Here is a 14,997-nt window from a genome sequence, read left to right on the forward strand (position 1 = left end):
TGTGAGGTGGGTGGACAGAATCGTCGGCCAGCTCCATTGGACCCCTCTGTCCCTGGAGATCTCCTGGAGGGAGATCGAAGAAGAACTTCAGTGCTCCCTCCCAGGGGACTTCAAGGAGCTGTGTGAAACCTTCGGGCGCGGCGTTTTCAGCGGGTACCTCGAGATCGCCTCATCCTCGGGTGGCGCACACCTGGGGCTCCTGGGGCAGTGGCGTTCGCTGCAGCGGATCGTGGAGGTCAACCCCTTCGCGGCGGCAGACCTTGAGCGCTTCGGGATCTACCGGCCCGGCTCCCGAGGGCTGCTGCCCTGGGCAGACACCTACGCGGAGTGCCAGATCTACTGGCTGGCGAGCAGCGAGCCTGCGGAGGACTGGCCGATCGTGGTCCAGGATTCCGAGGGTGACTGGTCGGAGTTCACCATGTCGGCCTCGGAGTTCATCTTCAGGACGCTGACGGACGACGACTTCCGGTTCAGTGTGGCCAAGTACGGCCCGCCCTACTTCGAGGCGGCTTCGCCACGCTGAACCGCAAGGTGAAGAGTGAAATGTGCGGCGCGCCGTGTCTCTTGGAGACCGGCGCGCCGCCTTTGTCGCTCCGGGCTGTGCGGACCGGCATGACGCCGTCCGGCCGCCGATGCGTCCCCGTCCTGTGTGGGGCGCCGTTCGCCGGCGGCGAGGGCGTAGCGGACGATGTCGCGCTGTTCCGACGACATGTGCTCGGCGTGCAGGGACGTGGCGGCGCGGAAGAGTCCGATCGCGGCCGCGCAGCTCTCCTCCGGCGCCTCGCCCCGCGTGGCCAGGGCCCCTCCTGGTTGCTGCGCCACTCGTCGCCGAGGCGGTCGGCGAGCAGATGCCAGAGGTGGTTCTCGGAGGGGAAGAAGGTACGGGTGCCGGCCGCGATCACGGGGGCCGGCCGGTGCACGGCGAGGATGGGCGCCTGCACGCGGGCGTTGGCCCAGTCCTTCTGTGCCATGGTCTTGCGCAGCTTCATCACCCCCTCCGCGTAGCCGTAGAGCGTCTGGGCGGCCCAGACCTCGGGCGCGGGGGCGAGGCTGTCCCAGGTCCATGCGCGGGCGAACTCCACGAGTTCGCGCGCCCGGCCGTGCGGGTCGTCGATGATGTACGCGTCACGCCGGGCGGGCACCACCTGGCCGCACGAGTGGTGGTTCGTCACGCCGGCGCGGTGCTCGTCGGCGGTGGCGAAGGTCCAGGACACTCGGCCCAGGTGAGATGGGCGTGTGTGCGGCTGTCCTCGCAGGCTGGGCAAGGAGAGGCACGCTACGGCCGGGCTGTCAGTCGGCAGGTTCCAGGTGCGCGAAGACGACGAGGTTCTGTGTGTAGTCCCTGGCCGCACGGTCATAGGCGCCCGCGCACGTGATGAGTCGCACCAGGGCGTCCGGGGTGTCGTCGTACACCCGCTTGTCGGGGAAGTCGTCCTTGCGGAACTCCTCCACGGAGTCGACGAGGAAGGTCGCGGTGGTGCCGTCGGAGCGCTCTACCGTGAAGCTGTCCCCCGGGTCGAGTTCCCTGAGCCGGGCGAAGACGGCGGGGGCCTTGACGGTGTCGAGGTGGCCGGCGATGAGCGCTGTCCCCTGCTCACCGGGAGAGACGCCGGAGGCGTGCCAGCCGACCAGGTTCGTGTCGTCCGCCGGGGGCGGGTCCAGAGCCCCTGAGGGGCCGATGTCCAGGCCGGTGAACGGCGCGTTCACCGCGATCTTGGGAATCCGCAGGCGGACAGGGGCGGACCTCGGCATGGTGAGACCGTCGGACGGTACGGCGCTCGGCGACGCCCGGCGCGATCCGTCCGGTGCGGGCGACGACGCAGGGTCCCGCACGGCCGCCGGAGCCCTGCCCGGTGCGGGAGCCGCGGGCTTGTCCGGCGCGGAGGCTGCGGGCTTGTCCGGGGCGGAGGCCGCGGGCTTGTCCGGGGCTTTCGCGTCCGGGGTGGCGCCCATTCCCGGTCCGAGGACGAGCAGGAGCACGGCCAGCAAGAGCGTCCAGAACACAGCGGGGGCCACCCACCGCGGGAAACGCCCAGAACGTCCCACGTCAGCGGGGTCTGGTCGGGTCGTCACCAGGGGCACCTTTCGAAGACGGAGGGCACGTCCGGGGAGGGCCGGCCGAAGAGGGAGGGCCGGGTGCGGGGGCCGCCTCCTTGGAGACGGCCCCCGCGAACACGGCGGGTGTTACGAGGCCACGCCGGCGGCCTTCTTGCGGCGGTAGAGGACGACCGCGGCGAGACCGCCCGCGACCAGCACGGCGCCGGTCACGTTCGTGGTGCTGCTCGCGAGGCCGCCTCCGCCCGTGTGCATGCCGCCCTTCGGCTTCTCGTGCTTGCTGCTCTCTTCCTTCTGCCAGTCCTTCTTCTGCTCGTCCTTGGACCAGTCGTCGGCGTTGACGAGGGACAGGGCGCCGGAGCCGGTGTGCATGCCGCCCTTCGGCTTGTCGTGGTCCTTCTCGTGCTTCGCGCCGTCCTTGTCGTGGTCCTTGGACCACTCGTCGCCGCCCGCGGCGGTGAGAGCGCCACCGCCCGTGTGCACGCCGCCCTTCGGCTTGCCGTGCTCCTTGTCGCTGTAGTCCTTCTTGTCGTGCTCGTCCTTCGACCAGTCGTCGGCCTCGACGAGGGCCAGGGCGCCGGCGCCGGTGTGGACGCCGCCCTTCGGCTTGTCGTGGTGGCGTTCCTGGCTCTGGGACGAACCGTCCTTGTCCCAGTCTCCTGCGGTGGTCGCGTAGGCACCGGGCGCGGCGAGCGCCAGGGTGCCGGCGGCGGCGGTCGCGGCGAAAAGAATGCGGGCAGAGCGCATCGAAGACTTCCCTTCGTCTGCTGCGCCAGCTGACCGTGTGTCGGCTTGTTTCACGCAGCGACATGGCTCACCGTCAGCTGACAGATCATCGGTCGCCACTCGGGTTGGGGCATACGGACTCAGGGGGCGGAGCGCGGCAACGAGCGTCGCTCCCCGCCCGCCGCGGGTGCGGGAAGGCTGCGCCCGCGCCGACTGTCGCAGGCACCGCGGGTCCGCTGCGAGGCTCCGTCCGGACCGTTCCCTCGCGCCGCCGGCAGTCAAGGCACGGACAGGGTTCACCCCCAGGGGTGATGGGCGCGGCGCGGACGCCTCCGTACAGCAGGCCTGTCCGCGGAACGGACGCGCACCTCGGTGAGGGAGGCGGTCACCGGCCCCAGGGCGGCAGGCCGGAGACCACTCTCATGCGTCTGGGGCAGACCAATGGTCTCCGGCCCCTGGTACGGCAGGCCGGAGACCACCTCTCATGCGTCTGGGTCAGACGAGATCAGCTGGTCAGGGCAGGTTCCACTGCTGGCTCTGGCCCGTGTGGCAGGTCCACAGGTGCACCCTGGTGCCGTCGCTGCCGGCGCCGCCCTCCACGTCCATGCACTTGCCGGACCGGGGGTTGCGCAGGGTGCCGGCGCCCTGCGGATCCCACGTCTGGGCGCCCGAGCCGTTGCACGTCCACAGCTGGATCCTGGTGCCGTCCGCGCTGCCTCCCCCGGAGACGTCGAGGCACTTGCCGAGCGCGCGCAGGGTGCCGTCCCCGGGCAGCGTCCACCGCTGGGCGGCGGTGCCGTTGCAGGTCCACAGCTGGATCTGGGTTCCGTCCGTGGTCTGGGAGTTGTCGACGTCGAGGCACTTGCCGGCGACCCCCTTGACCTCTCCCGTCCGGTCGGGCGATCCGCCGGGCAGCCGGTTCAGCGTGTACCAGGCCTCCGTGCTCCACAGCGGCTCGCCGCCCTGCGAGCTGAACGGCCGGGGCGAGCGCACGTGCACCACCCGGTCCGCCTTGAGGCCGGGAAGGTTCAGGGTGACGGTCCTGCCGTCGCCGGACAGCGTGGCCGACTGGGGGGTGAGCGTCTCCTCGTCGGTCTTGGGACCGCCGTAGGCCGCGGTCGGTACGTAGCGCCACTGCTTGATCTTGTACTTGGCGGCGAGGCCGTTCGCCGTGTCCGCCGACAGCGGCTGGGTGTACTCCAGCTCGAAGCCACCGGGTACGGCGCGCATGGCACGGATGTCGAAGGCGTTGCCGCCGTTGGGCGTCAGCTTCTGCAGCCCGTAGGAGAGTTTGCCCTCCTGCCCCCAGTTCCCGCCCGCACCGAGCCCGCCGGCGTACAGCGCGCCGTCGGGGCCCACACTGATCCGGGTCACGCCCGCCTCCAGGCCCTGGGTGAGGCGGAAGACGGCGCCCTGGTACTCGCCGCCCACCTTCTCCAGGTAGCCGCGTTGGATCCCGCCGTAGGTCACGTCGCCGAAGAGCATCTGACCCGCGAAGGGGCCGTCCTTCAACTGCAGCGGTGTACTGGGCGAGTTGCCTATCTCGTTCTGCGGCAGCCACAGCACCGGTTTGGTCACCGTCTGCCCGTCGAAGGGCCCGTCCGGATTGGTGTAGTGGTTGAAGAACCTGTTCTGCTTGATGTGGACGAGCTTGGACGAGGGCAGCCAGCCGCCCTGGTTGTCCGTGACGAAGAGATCGCCCTCGGGGCCCCAGCCGATGCCGTTGGGGGTGCGCAGGCCGCCGGCGATGTAGGAGACCTCTCCGGTCGCCTTGTTCACCTTGATGGTGGTGCCGCGGTTCGCCGCCGGCTGCGGGTCGGTCGTCGCGCCGCCGTAGTTGATGGCCACCGACAGGTTGAGGTAGAAGTACCCGTCCTGGTGGAGCAGGCCGAAGGCGAACTCGTGGAAGTTGCCGCCGAAGGGCCAGGTCGCCACCGTGCGGTACTGGTCGACGACCTCGTTCCCGTCGGTGTCGTTCAGCTCGGTCAGCTCGTGCTTCTGGGAGACGTACAGCTTGCCGTCGACGTGTTTGATGCCCATCGGCTCCTTGAGGCCTTGGGCGATCTTCTTCGCCGTCACCTCGCCCGGGCCGGTGTCACCGGTGACGTTGTCGAGGAGGTAGACCTCGCCGGCGGTGTTCTGGCTGCCGCCCCAGGTGGCCACGGCCAGGCGGCCGTCCGGGAGCCAGTCCATCGCCGAGACCTGCGGTTCGAAGCCGGCGGGGCGCAGGTCGGTGAGGGTGTAGTCCGGGTGGACTCCGGTGAGCGGCAGGCCGTCGCCGGGCGAGTCCGCCCCGCCCTCGCACTGCTTGTCGCCCGGTGCTGTCACCCGTACGACGCCCGCGTCCGTGCTCAGCGCGGAGTTCGGGACGAGGCTGAAGCCGGACGCGCCCGGCGGCTTCCAGGCCAGCGTGAGCTGCTGGCCGCCGTCACGTTCGAAGTGCTCGATCCGCAGCGAGTGGAGACCGGCGGAGAGTTCCACCGTGCCGTCCTTCGGCTCGGCCCCGTGCAACCCGTCGTGCTCGATGACGAGTTGGTCGTCGATCCGCAGCCGGGAACCGTCGTCGCTGGTGAGTCGGAAGCCGTAGGTGCCCGCGGCTGTGGCTTTCACGTTGCCGATGACGTGCGTGACGAACGTGGAGTCGAGCCCGAAGTCCGCGGTGGAGGACCAGTCGACGACCGGCATCAGTTTGTCGATGTTCGGCGTCTGCCCGGGCTTCAGCGTGCACAGCTGGTTGAGCGGGGTCTGTATGTCGAAGACGCGGAGGGTGACTCCGGGCTCCTGCGGGGGGACGTCGGGGGCGGCCTGCGCCGGCGCGGACGACAGGCCGCCGATCAGCAGGGAGGCGATGAGGGTCCCGGTCAGGCGTCTGCCGAGCCGGGGTAACAGCCGTGGATTCACGTGACCTCCTGACGGCACCTCGGCGACGAGGTGCTCGTGCGGGTGATGGGAAGATCCATTGCTGCCGGGGCGCGCCGTCGTCCCGGATACGGGCGTGCGTGCGTGGGGGGATCACAGACGGTTCACGACATCGCGTGGGACACAGTAGGGACTTCTCCTGGACCCGTCCATGCTTTGTCCCGAGAGCGTGCAAAGTCCCTGGAGACGCCCTGGGGCACGCCTCGGGGCGTCCCAAGTCCGTTGTTCCTGGCGGTGTTTGACGTTTCGTTCGGACGGCGGCCGACACGGCTTCGCCCTGCGGGGCACCGCCCGTGATCGTCGTGACGGCCACCGACGGCACCGGACGGGCCACCGGACGCGGACGCCGTCGTGAGAGGGCGTCGTCCAGCAGCTGGAGTACGGCCATGCCAGGCGGAAATCGCCTCGCCGGAACCCGGTCGTCCGACCACCCCGCGGAGTACGCTGAAGGTACCGGGAGTAACTCGAGCACCCGCTCCCACGCGGACGTCGTTTCCGGCGATCAAGACACTGGGCCGCCCACGGGCGGCCCGGGGACGGGTCCGCGACATGACCACCCTCACCGCTCCCACCCGTTCGGCGCGCCTGTCGCTGACACCGCGGACCACCCTCGCCGGCCAGTTGGACGGCGCCTGGTGGCCCGAGTCACGTGACCTCGTAGCCGAGCTTCCGCCCCTGGTCGCCGCGCTGGAAGGGCGCTGGGGTCGCATCACACGCGTCACGGTGAACCCCACGCGCTGGCCCGTCGTCCCCCACAAGGTTCCCGTCACCAGGCACACCGTGCACGTCGGATGGTTCACGGAACAGGATCCCGACAAGGTGATCCTGCTCTCGTACGTCGTCGGCCGCTGCGACCTGCTGGTGATCCCTCCCGAGACCGAACCCGCCGCGGCCGCCCGGCTCATGGCCGCTGCCGCCACCCCCGGCAGCGTCCTCACCGCCGACGGCCTGATGTCCGACGAAGCCGCGACCGGCCGCCGCATGCGGGAGACCCGAACCAGCGAGGAGACCCGAACCAGCGAGGACGTCTGGGAGACCGACGGCGGATCCGCCCCGCCGCGCCTACGGCATCCGGTGGTCGGCGCACGGATGATCCCCGTGCCGGGGAACATGCGGAGATGACGAAGTGGAGACCCCGATCGCGAACGAGTCCTTTCCGCCTGCAGGTCACACCGAGATCCGCATCGTGGCCGCCTCCCCCGAGGCCGCCCGCGCGGTTGCCGAAGTGATCCGCCGTTCCTTCGCCGGAACGGAACAGCGCAGCTACCCGGGACCCGACGGGAGCACCCGGCTCCATCTCACCGTCGACGTCGAATCCGCTGCCGAACCCTCACGATCGTGGCTGACCACCAGCAGGCCGCTCACGGGCGCGGGCACCCACGTGGACGAGGTCTGAGACGGCGGTGCCCGCAGCAGTGACGTCCCCACAGCTGTGACGTCACTGCTCGTCCTCCATGCGGATGACACGCCGCAGCTCGTCGGCCGCCTCACTGCTCCTGCCCTCGCGCTGTTCCAGCAGGGCGGCCGCGATCGCGTCCAGCTTGCGCTGGGCGGCGTGGTCGTCGCGGCGTTCGGTGTTCTTCAGCAGGGTGAGCAGGAGAAGGTTGACGGCGGTCAGCACGTCCCCCGCGAAGATCAACCAGGGCACCGGCACATGCACCAGATGCACGACGACCATGCCGACGACGAGGATCAGGCACAGGACGTAGAACGGCGGTGAGCTGGTGACGTTGGACGCCCGCTCGGAGAACGCGGCGAACCGGTCTCGTCCCGTACCGCCCCGGTCGGCTGGATGCTCAGTGGCCATACCCCCATGCTCACCGCCCGCCGCCCTTCGCCGCGGGACCCCGGCCGTCGCGCGGCGCGCCTGGCGCACTCCACGTTGCCGCGCCGGCGGTCCTCGGCGCCGGGCGGAGGAGGGCCGACCACCGTCGCCTCCACGTCGAGGCCTCCGTCGCCGTCGCAGTCGCCGTCCCAGTCGCAGTCGCCGTTGCCGTTGCCGTTGCCGTTGCCGGCTCAGTGTCCGCCGGGTTCGCCGAGTTCGCCGGCGGTCCCGACGGGCCTGGCGTCGTTGTTCCAGCCTCGGAGCTTCTCCGGGTTGCGGACCGCCCAGATGCGGGTGATGCGGCCGTCCGTGATGTCGAACGCGGCCACGGTGACCGTGGTGCCGGCCTGTTGCGCCACCAGGCCGGGGCGGCCGTTGACCGTGCGTTCCAGGAGGCTGAGGCCCGGGGCTCTGGCCGCGATCTGGAGCACGTACTGCGCGATCCGCTCGCGGCCCTCGACCGGGCGCAGGACCGTGCCCACCTGGCCGCCGCCGTCGGCGATCATCGCGGCGTCGGGGTCGAGGAGGCCCACGAGCGCCTCGATGTCGCGCGCCTCCCAGGCCTTCTTGAAGTGCCGTACCAGACCGGCCTGCTGCGGCGCCGGCGGAGCCGGATCCTGCGCGGCGCGCATCCGCCGCCGGGCCGAGGACGCCAGTTGGCGACAGGCCGCGGGGGTGCGTCCTACGATGTCGGCGACCTCGGCGAAGGGGTACTGGAAGACGTCGTGCAGGACGAAGGCCACGCGTTCGGCCGGGGTCATCGACTCCAGTACGACCAGGAAGGCCATGCTCACCGACTCGTCCAGGGTGATCCGGTCGGCGGGATCGGCCGGTTCGGCCCCGTCGCCCCACGGGCGCCCGTCGCCCCACTCCGTACGGTCGGGCAGCGGCTCGGGTATCCACGCGCCGACGTACCGCTCGCGCCGGACCCTCGCCGAGCCGAGCACGTCCAGGCAGACACGGCCCGCCACCTTCGTCAGCCACGCCCCGGGCGACCGCACGCCCTCGCGCTGCCGCCACGACAGCGCGTACCAGCGGGCGTAGGTCTCCTGTACGGCGTCCTCGGCCTCGGCCACCGAACCGAGCAGCCGATAGGCGAGGTTCATGAGCCGGCGCCGCTCCGCGACGACCGCGCTCAGGTGCTGCTCGGACGGGCTGTTCACGGTCGTGGCCTCTCCCCTGGTTCGTCTTCTCCGCTCTCGCCCCGCCGACGACGCACCTGACCTCACATTCCGAGGGTCTACGTCGTCAAAGTTCCGAGAGACTACCGACAGAGGAGATCACGTCATGGCCAAACAGACGACGGAAATACGGGGCGGCGTCACGTTCGTGCAGGTCGCGATCGTCCTGCAGACCGCCGCCCTCTTCTTCCAGGCGGTCACCGCCGGGCTGTTGCTCTCCTCGTCCCACGGCGGGGTGCTGCACGACGTCGGATCACGCGTGATGTACGGCGCGTCGATGCTGTACGTGCTCGCGGCGATCCTCGCCTGGCGACCGGGCGGCGGTTCGCCCCGCCCCATCCTGTACGCCTCCGGCTTCCTCATCCTCGCCTCGGTGCAGGTGGTCGTCGGCATCGCGCACATGCCGACGCTCCATGTCCCCCTGGGCGTCCTGATGTTCGGCCTGAGCGGGTTGGCGCTCGGTCAGGCGCTGTTCCGCACGCGGTCGTAGCCCCGGGCGCCGGCACGCGGTCGTCGCCGGCGCTCGACGTTCACTCGTCATGGTGGCCGCGGGGCCGTGCGCACCGCCTCCAGGGCCCGCTTCGGGCAACGTGAGCCGCATGGACCGCCGAACCCCCCTCGTCCTGCTCGCCGCCCTGCTCACCAGCGGCTGCGTCGCCGTGCCCCCTTCCTCCGCCCCAGGGCCGTCGCCTCGGGGCGGGGAGGTCGCCCCCGCCGCCGTACGGACGCCCTCGCCGCTGCCCGCGTGGCCCGTGCCCCGGGAGGCCGCGCCCCGGGAGACGCTCGCCGCCACCGAGCCGAAGCCCGGGCCGAAGCCCGCTCCTTCGTCCGCGCGGCCCCGGGCGAGGGGCTGGGAACCTCCGCGTATCCCTCCCCGCCCACCCGGGGCCGCCAAGCCGCCCACCCGCCGGAAGGAGTCGGTACGCACACCCGGGCCGAGGAAGCCCCCGCACACCGAGACACCCCACGGGATGCGGTCCCTCTGCCGACAGGCCGCGGGGTCCGGCGCCGTTCCCGCCGGGATCCTCGAACTCTGCCGGAGCACGTACGGCCGCTGAGAGCGGGCACCGCGGCGAAAACGTATTCTCGCTTCGGATGTGCTGGGCTCAGGGGACGGAAGAGGGCGGCGACGGTGGCAGAGAGCGGCAGGGGTGGCTCCGCGGGGTCGGGCGGCGGGCCGCGTCGTACGGGCGCCTCCGGGGGCGACGGCTCGGCGTCGCTCAGCGTGCGGGCTCGCGAGGCCGTGCTGCAGCGCATCGTCGACCGGCGGTACGCGCAGGGGGCCCGGCTCGTCGAGCGCGAGGTCGCCGAGGAGCTGAACATGTCCCGCGTCCCCGTGCGGGAGGCGCTGCGCGCGCTGGTCGCCGAGGGGCTGCTCGAACTGCTGCCGCACAGTGGTGTCCGCGTACGGCGCCTCGAACGCGTCGACGTCGAGCATCTGTACGAGGTGTGGGAGCCGCTCGCCGTCCAGGCGTCGCGGCTCGCCGCGCGGGCCGTGGCGGCGGGCGACGGCGACGGCCTCACCTCACTGGAGGCGACGCTGCGCCAGGCCGAGTCGGCGGCCGCGGCGGACGAGGGGACGCGGGAGGTGGCCGCGCACACGGCCTTCCACGAGGGCGTCGTGGCCATGGCGGGGAACCCGCTGCTGGCGCGGACCATGGAACAGCTGAGCTGGCAGCTGCGCCTGCTCTTCGGCCTGCGCGAGGAACCCGCGCACATGCGGGCCCAACACGCGGAGATGTACCGGCACATCGCCGCCGGTGACACCGAGGCCGCAGCGGCGAGCACCCTGCTGCACGTGCGTGACAGCAGGGCCGTCGCCCTACGGTCTCTCTTCGGTCCTCACTGAGGTCGATTTCTGTATACCAGGGAGCCCGAATCGATCGCGTCGCGATCGGCCCTCTTGCTGAATTTGGTTTTCCGCCTGGCCTTTTGCCTCCCTCTCGAACGCCACTCTTGCTCGCCCCTCGCTTGTTGGTATACAAAACGGAGTGTCGCTGTCCCCTTTCCTCGGGAGCCCCCATGTGCGTCGAAGGCACGCCGCCGCCCTCCAGCCGGCTGACCCGTCGCGGCGTCCTCGCCGGTGCGGCCGCGCTCGCCGGTACCATGACCGTCGCCACCACCGCCATCGGGCCTGCGGCCGCCGCCGACTCCGAGGTCGAGGTCGACGGGCGGGCCGGACACGACGGTCGTACGGAGCGGGGTGGGAGTCTCCTGATCCAGGGAGGCACCCTGCTCGACCCGGCCACCGGTGAGGTCGTCGAGGACGCCGTGGTCCTCATCGTGGACGGAACCGTGCGCGCCGCCGGCCGGCAGGGCAGCGTCACCTTCCCGCGTGGCGTCGAGGTGCTCGACGCGCACGGCCGCTGGATCGTGCCGGGCCTGATCGACGCGCACATCCACCTCAGCACCGCCGCCGAGGCCCGCGACGCCGTCCTCCGGGGCGCGACCAGCGCACGCAGCGGATCGACCTCGTTCTACCAGGACATCGCCGTTCGCGAACTCGCCTGCCACAGCCCCGCGTTCGCGCCCCGGCTGACGGCCGCCGGCGTCTTCGTCACCCCTGACCTCGGCGACACCGTACTCGCCGACCCCGACCTCACCCCGCTCGCCCGGCTCAAGGACGGCGTCCGGTCGGCCGAGGCCCTGCGCCGGGTCGTCGAGGTCAACCTGGCCCGTGGCGCGGACGTGATCAAGACGCGGGTCAACGAGCGCGCCGGGCTCCCGGAGCAGGACCCGCTCGCGCAGGTGTACTCGCACGAGCAGCTCTCCGAGATCGTCGCCGCGGCCCGGCGCCGCGGCAAGGGCGTCCTCTGCCACAGCTACAGCGAGCAGGGCTGCCACGACGCCGTCACGGCCGGCATCCGCTCCCTGGAGCACGGCGCGTTCGTCGGTGAGCGCACCCTGCGCGAGATGCGCCGCCGGGGCACGTACTTCACCCCCACCCTCACCGCCATCGCGGGCCTGGCCGAGTCCGCCGACCCTGTCCTCGCCGAGCGTGGACGCACGTACCTCCCGGTCCTGAAGCGGGCCGTCCTCGCCGCGTACGAACTCGGTGTCCCGCTCGCCGCCGGGACCGACTCGTCCGGCGGCACCGTGCGGCCGATCGGGCGGGAGGTCGAGCTGATGCGCGCCGCCGGACTTCCGGCGCTCGACGCGATCCGCACCGCCACCACCGGGGCCGCCCGCCTCCTCGGCCTCGAGCGCACGGCGGGCCGACTCGCGCGAGGCTTCGCGGGCGACGCGCTCCTCGTCGACGGCGACCCGCTGGCCGACGTCACCGTACTCAAGCAGCCGGTGCGCGTGGTCCGGGCGGGCATCGCCGTCTGAGGCGGTGACGGGCCGGCCTCCGGTTCCCTCCCGGTCCGCCGGAGGCGTGCCCTTCGTCGGCATGCCGTGCGTCGGCATGCCGTGCGTCGGCATGACGTGCGTCGGCATCCCGTGCCCCCGTACCTCCGTTCCGTCCGCTCTTCTCCCGTTCCGCTCCCCGCGTCCCTTCCCAGGAGTCCCCATGCAGCCCTCCTCGCCCTCTCCCAGCGCGCTCTCCCGTCGCACGATGCTGGCGGGTGCCGCCGCCCTCGCCGGGGCCACGGCCACGATGGGTGCCGCCGCGGCCCCGGCCGGAGCGGCGAGCTCCGCCGAGGCGGTGGCCCCCGGGCACCCGGAGCGTCCGCAGCGTCCGGGAAAGGGCGTCGTCTTCCGTGACGTGCGGGTGTTCGGCGCCGCGAAGGCCACGGATCTCGTGGTCGTCGACGGACGCGTCGCGGCCGGTCCGGCGCCGCGCGGCGCGAAGGTCGTCGACGGTGGCGGCCGGATCGCGCTTCCGTCACTCGTGGACGCCCACATCCACCCCGACAAGACGACCTGGGACGGCTCCTGGGTCTCGCGCCGGCCGGCGAGCGGCATCGCCGACTACGTCGCCCAGGACGTCGAGTTGTTCCGTAGCCAGCGTCGCCCCGTCGCCGAGCGGGCGTACGGGCTGATGGCCCACGCCGTCACGCGCGGTACGCGGGCCATGCGCGCGCACGCCGATGTCGCCCCGGCGTACGGACTCGTGGGTGTCGAGGGTGTGGCGCAGGCCCGCGAGCGGCTGCGCCACGCCCTCGACGTCCAGATCGTGGCCTTCCCGCAGCACGGCGTCGTCCGTACCCCGGGGACGGCCAGGCTCCTGGAGGAGGCGGCGCGCTCGGGGGCCGTCGACATGATCGGTGGCATCGACCCGATCGGTTTCGACCACGCCCTCGACGAGCAGCTGGACCTCGTCTTCGGCATCGCGGAGCGCCACGGCGTCGGCGTGGACATCCACCTGCACGACAGCGGTGAGCAGGGGCTCCAGGCCATGCGCGGCATCATCGACCGGACCCGTGCGCTGTCCCTCGCCGGCAAGGTGACCGTCAGCCACGTCTTCTGTCTGCCCGGCCTGCCGGACAAGGAACTCGGCTCACTCGCGGCCGACTTGGGCGAGCAGGACATCGCGCTGACCACGGTGGCACCGTCCGGTTCGCTCGTGCTGCCGATCGCGCGGCTGCGTGAGCACGGGGTCCGGGTCGGGCTCGGCTCCGACGGGGTGCGCGACTCCTGGAGCCCGTTCGGCAACGCCGACATGCTGCACCGCGCGCACCTGCTCGGGTGGGTGACGGACGTACGGCTCGACGCGGAGCTGACGGACTGCTACCGCGTCGCGGCGCACGGCGGAGCGGACGTGATGGGCCTTGCCCACGCCGACCTCACGCCCGGCGCCCCGGCCGACTTCGTCCTCGTGGAGGGCGAGTGCCTGCCCCAGGTCGTGGTGGACATGCCCCGACGCGACGTCGTCGTCCACGGCGGGGTCGTCGTCGCCCGTGACGGGAAGTTCCTCGACTGACACGTCGACCTCAGGCGGGCGGTTCTCCCTCGGTCCACTCCGTGTCCCGCGCCGCCAGGTCGCGAGCGACCTCCGCTCGGTGCTGGGCACGGCGGCCGACGACCGCGGCGGCCGCGACGGCGCTGCCGAGGAAGGCGGTGGCCACGACCCAGGGGCGGTCCAGGACATGGCCGGTGAGGTGGTCGAGGGAGTTGCGGCCCGCGCCCGCGATGCCGAGGGCGGCCGCGGTGAAGCCGAGGAAGGCCGGGTACTCGTATCCGCCGCTCTGGGCGAAGAAGCCGGCGGGGGCGTGGACGGCGACGGCTCCCGCCATCGCTCCGGCCGCGGCGGCGCCGGCCGCCGGGGTGGCCAGGCCGAGGGCGAGCAGGACCCCGCCGCCGGTCTCCCCGAGACCCGCGGCGATCGCGCTCTCGCGGGCCGGATGGAAGCCCATCGCCTCCATGGCCTGCGCCGTGCCCTCCACGCCGCCGCCCCCGAACCAGCCGAAGAGCTTCTGGGTGCCGTGCGCGGCAAGGACGACGCCGGTACCGACCCGGAGGACGAGGAGCCCGAGGTCGCGGCGGTTGAGGGTGCTCATCTGGGTCTCCCTGCGGGTGGCCGAAGGCGTACGTCTTCCACTGTCGCCGCCGGGGGCGTCGAAGCCCCGGTGTTGTTGCTCCGGACGAGGAGACGCGCGGCCGTTCACCGGCTCGTGGGCCCCGGCCACCTGGTCGGCTCCTTTAGCGCATGCGCTACATTTTGCCGGTCCTTGACCGCGATCACTCACGATCCCTCACTTCTCGGAGCCGGCAACCCATGAGCGACATCGTCAACGGCCTCGGCCGGGCCTCCGCCTACGGCGCCCTCGGCCTGGTGCTGCTGATACTCGGCATCGTCCTGGTGGACGTGCTCACTCCGGGCAAGCTCGGGCGCCAGATATGGGAGGAGCGCAACCGCAACGCCGCGACCCTGCTGAGCTCCGCGCTGCTCGGTATCGGCGGCATCGTCTTCACCTCCATCTGGACGACGTACGACGACTTCGGCAAGGGCCTCGCGTCGACGGCCGCCTTCGGTCTGCTCGGCCTGGTCATGATGGCCGTGGCCTTCCTGGTGGTGGACCTGGTCACGCCGGGCAAGCTGGGCGCCACTCTCGTCGACCCGCAGCCGCACCCGGCGGTCTGGGTGACGGCCTCCTGCAACCTCGCGGTCTCGGCGATCGTCTCCGCCTCCATCGCCTGAGCCGCGCCGCGCGCACCCGGCGGCCCGCGCGCACCCAGCCGCCCGCGCCGCGCACGGCCGCCCCAGCCGCCCGCGCACCCAGCCGCCCCGGCCGTCCGCTCGCCCCGGCGCGGGGCCGGCGGCGCGGCCCCCCCCCGCCCCGCGCCGGCCCCACCCCCCCCCCCCCACGCCGGGCCCCACCCCCCGCAGCCCACCGAGAACACCCCCCC

General features: G+C 72.2%; 16 protein-coding genes. 9 read left to right on the forward strand and 7 right to left on the reverse strand.

Annotated features, from left to right (window positions below; genetic code table 11):
* The first annotated feature begins 10 nt into the window (after window positions 1–10).
* On the forward strand, window positions 11–523 hold the full coding sequence (locus ACIPPS_RS08940; RefSeq protein WP_401428625.1) for an SMI1/KNR4 family protein: 513 nt from the start codon (window positions 11–13) through the stop codon (window positions 521–523).
* Here ACIPPS_RS08940 and ACIPPS_RS08945 read toward each other — a convergent pair.
* From ACIPPS_RS08945 to ACIPPS_RS08960, 4 genes are all read right to left on the reverse strand, one after another.
* On the reverse strand, window positions 471–1,214 hold the full coding sequence (locus ACIPPS_RS08945; RefSeq protein ID WP_401428627.1) for a hypothetical protein: 744 nt from the start codon (window positions 1,212–1,214) through the stop codon (window positions 471–473). The genes ACIPPS_RS08940 and ACIPPS_RS08945 overlap by 53 nt on opposite strands.
* Window positions 1,215–1,290: 76 nt before the next feature.
* Window positions 1,291–2,004, reverse strand: a complete 714-nt coding sequence (locus ACIPPS_RS08950; protein WP_401428630.1) for a class F sortase — start codon at window positions 2,002–2,004, stop codon at window positions 1,291–1,293.
* A 180-nt stretch (window positions 2,005–2,184) separates the two neighbouring features.
* Window positions 2,185–2,802: a hypothetical protein gene (locus ACIPPS_RS08955; protein ID WP_401428632.1), complete on the reverse strand. Its 618-nt coding sequence runs from the start codon at window positions 2,800–2,802 to the stop codon at window positions 2,185–2,187.
* 492 nt (window positions 2,803–3,294) lie between these two features.
* On the reverse strand, window positions 3,295–5,682 hold the full coding sequence (locus ACIPPS_RS08960; RefSeq protein ID WP_401428634.1) for an RICIN domain-containing protein: 2,388 nt from the start codon (window positions 5,680–5,682) through the stop codon (window positions 3,295–3,297).
* Window positions 5,683–6,249: 567 nt separating this feature from the next.
* Here ACIPPS_RS08960 and ACIPPS_RS08965 point away from each other — a divergent pair.
* Complete coding sequence (locus ACIPPS_RS08965) at window positions 6,250–6,822, forward strand: DUF5994 family protein (protein ID WP_401428636.1); 573 nt, start codon at window positions 6,250–6,252, stop codon at window positions 6,820–6,822.
* 4 nt (window positions 6,823–6,826) lie between these two features.
* A complete protein-coding gene (locus tag ACIPPS_RS08970) occupies window positions 6,827–7,096 on the forward strand; it encodes a hypothetical protein (RefSeq protein WP_401428638.1) in 270 nt (89 codons plus the stop codon).
* A gap of 42 nt (window positions 7,097–7,138) precedes the next feature.
* On the opposite strand, the gene ACIPPS_RS08975 is transcribed toward ACIPPS_RS08970, so the two are convergent.
* Both ACIPPS_RS08975 and sigJ read right to left on the reverse strand, forming a co-directional pair.
* Window positions 7,139–7,507: a hypothetical protein gene (locus tag ACIPPS_RS08975; protein WP_401428640.1), complete on the reverse strand. Its 369-nt coding sequence runs from the start codon at window positions 7,505–7,507 to the stop codon at window positions 7,139–7,141.
* Between the two features lie 209 nt (window positions 7,508–7,716).
* Window positions 7,717–8,688 (reverse strand): RNA polymerase sigma factor SigJ, encoded by a 972-nt coding sequence (sigJ, locus tag ACIPPS_RS08980; RefSeq protein ID WP_401428642.1) that lies wholly within the window; start codon window positions 8,686–8,688, stop codon window positions 7,717–7,719.
* A gap of 124 nt (window positions 8,689–8,812) precedes the next feature.
* On the opposite strand from sigJ, the gene ACIPPS_RS08985 reads away from it, so the two are divergent.
* The 5 genes from ACIPPS_RS08985 (at window position 8,813) to ACIPPS_RS09005 (ending at window position 13,570) form a co-directional block, all read left to right on the forward strand.
* Window positions 8,813–9,196 carry a hypothetical protein gene (locus ACIPPS_RS08985; RefSeq protein WP_401428644.1) on the forward strand — a complete coding sequence of 128 codons (384 nt, stop codon included), beginning with the start codon at window positions 8,813–8,815 and terminating at the stop codon, window positions 9,194–9,196.
* A gap of 109 nt (window positions 9,197–9,305) precedes the next feature.
* Window positions 9,306–9,764: a hypothetical protein gene (locus ACIPPS_RS08990; protein ID WP_401428646.1), complete on the forward strand. Its 459-nt coding sequence runs from the start codon at window positions 9,306–9,308 to the stop codon at window positions 9,762–9,764.
* Window positions 9,765–9,838: 74 nt separating this feature from the next.
* Entirely contained in the window at window positions 9,839–10,555 is a 717-nt protein-coding gene (locus tag ACIPPS_RS08995) for a GntR family transcriptional regulator (protein ID WP_401428648.1), read from the forward strand.
* Between the two features lie 173 nt (window positions 10,556–10,728).
* Window positions 10,729–12,036 (forward strand): amidohydrolase family protein, encoded by a 1,308-nt coding sequence (locus ACIPPS_RS09000; RefSeq protein WP_401428651.1) that lies wholly within the window; start codon window positions 10,729–10,731, stop codon window positions 12,034–12,036.
* Between the two features lie 181 nt (window positions 12,037–12,217).
* Complete coding sequence (locus tag ACIPPS_RS09005) at window positions 12,218–13,570, forward strand: amidohydrolase (RefSeq protein ID WP_401428653.1); 1,353 nt, start codon at window positions 12,218–12,220, stop codon at window positions 13,568–13,570.
* Between the two features lie 10 nt (window positions 13,571–13,580).
* Here ACIPPS_RS09005 and ACIPPS_RS09010 read toward each other — a convergent pair whose 3' ends face one another.
* Window positions 13,581–14,147 carry a DoxX family protein gene (locus tag ACIPPS_RS09010; RefSeq protein ID WP_401428655.1) on the reverse strand — a complete coding sequence of 189 codons (567 nt, stop codon included), beginning with the start codon at window positions 14,145–14,147 and terminating at the stop codon, window positions 13,581–13,583.
* Between the two features lie 218 nt (window positions 14,148–14,365).
* On the opposite strand from ACIPPS_RS09010, the gene ACIPPS_RS09015 reads away from it, so the two are divergent.
* Entirely contained in the window at window positions 14,366–14,788 is a 423-nt protein-coding gene (locus tag ACIPPS_RS09015; protein WP_401428657.1) for a DUF350 domain-containing protein, read from the forward strand.
* Window positions 14,789–14,997 lie beyond the last annotated feature (209 nt).

Source organism: Streptomyces sp. NPDC090127, assembly GCF_044746945.1.
Lineage (GTDB): Bacteria > Actinomycetota > Actinomycetes > Streptomycetales > Streptomycetaceae > Streptomyces.

Bases quoted from the DNA above. Each gene is read 5' to 3' on its own strand.
- ACIPPS_RS08965 (WP_401428636.1), top strand. From the start codon at position 6,250: ATGACCACCCTCACCGCTCCCACCCGTTCGGCGCGCCTGTCGCTGACA.
- ACIPPS_RS08975 (WP_401428640.1), bottom strand. From the start codon at position 7,507: ATGGCCACTGAGCATCCAGCCGACCGGGGCGGTACGGGACGAGACCGG.
- ACIPPS_RS08990 (WP_401428646.1), top strand. From the start codon at position 9,306: ATGGACCGCCGAACCCCCCTCGTCCTGCTCGCCGCCCTGCTCACCAGC.
- ACIPPS_RS09010 (WP_401428655.1), bottom strand. From the start codon at position 14,147: ATGAGCACCCTCAACCGCCGCGACCTCGGGCTCCTCGTCCTCCGGGTC.
- ACIPPS_RS09005 (WP_401428653.1), top strand. From the start codon at position 12,218: ATGCAGCCCTCCTCGCCCTCTCCCAGCGCGCTCTCCCGTCGCACGATG.
- ACIPPS_RS09000 (WP_401428651.1), top strand. From the start codon at position 10,729: ATGTGCGTCGAAGGCACGCCGCCGCCCTCCAGCCGGCTGACCCGTCGC.
- ACIPPS_RS08985 (WP_401428644.1), top strand. From the start codon at position 8,813: ATGGCCAAACAGACGACGGAAATACGGGGCGGCGTCACGTTCGTGCAG.
- ACIPPS_RS09015 (WP_401428657.1), top strand. From the start codon at position 14,366: ATGAGCGACATCGTCAACGGCCTCGGCCGGGCCTCCGCCTACGGCGCC.
- ACIPPS_RS08955 (WP_401428632.1), bottom strand. From the start codon at position 2,802: ATGCGCTCTGCCCGCATTCTTTTCGCCGCGACCGCCGCCGCCGGCACC.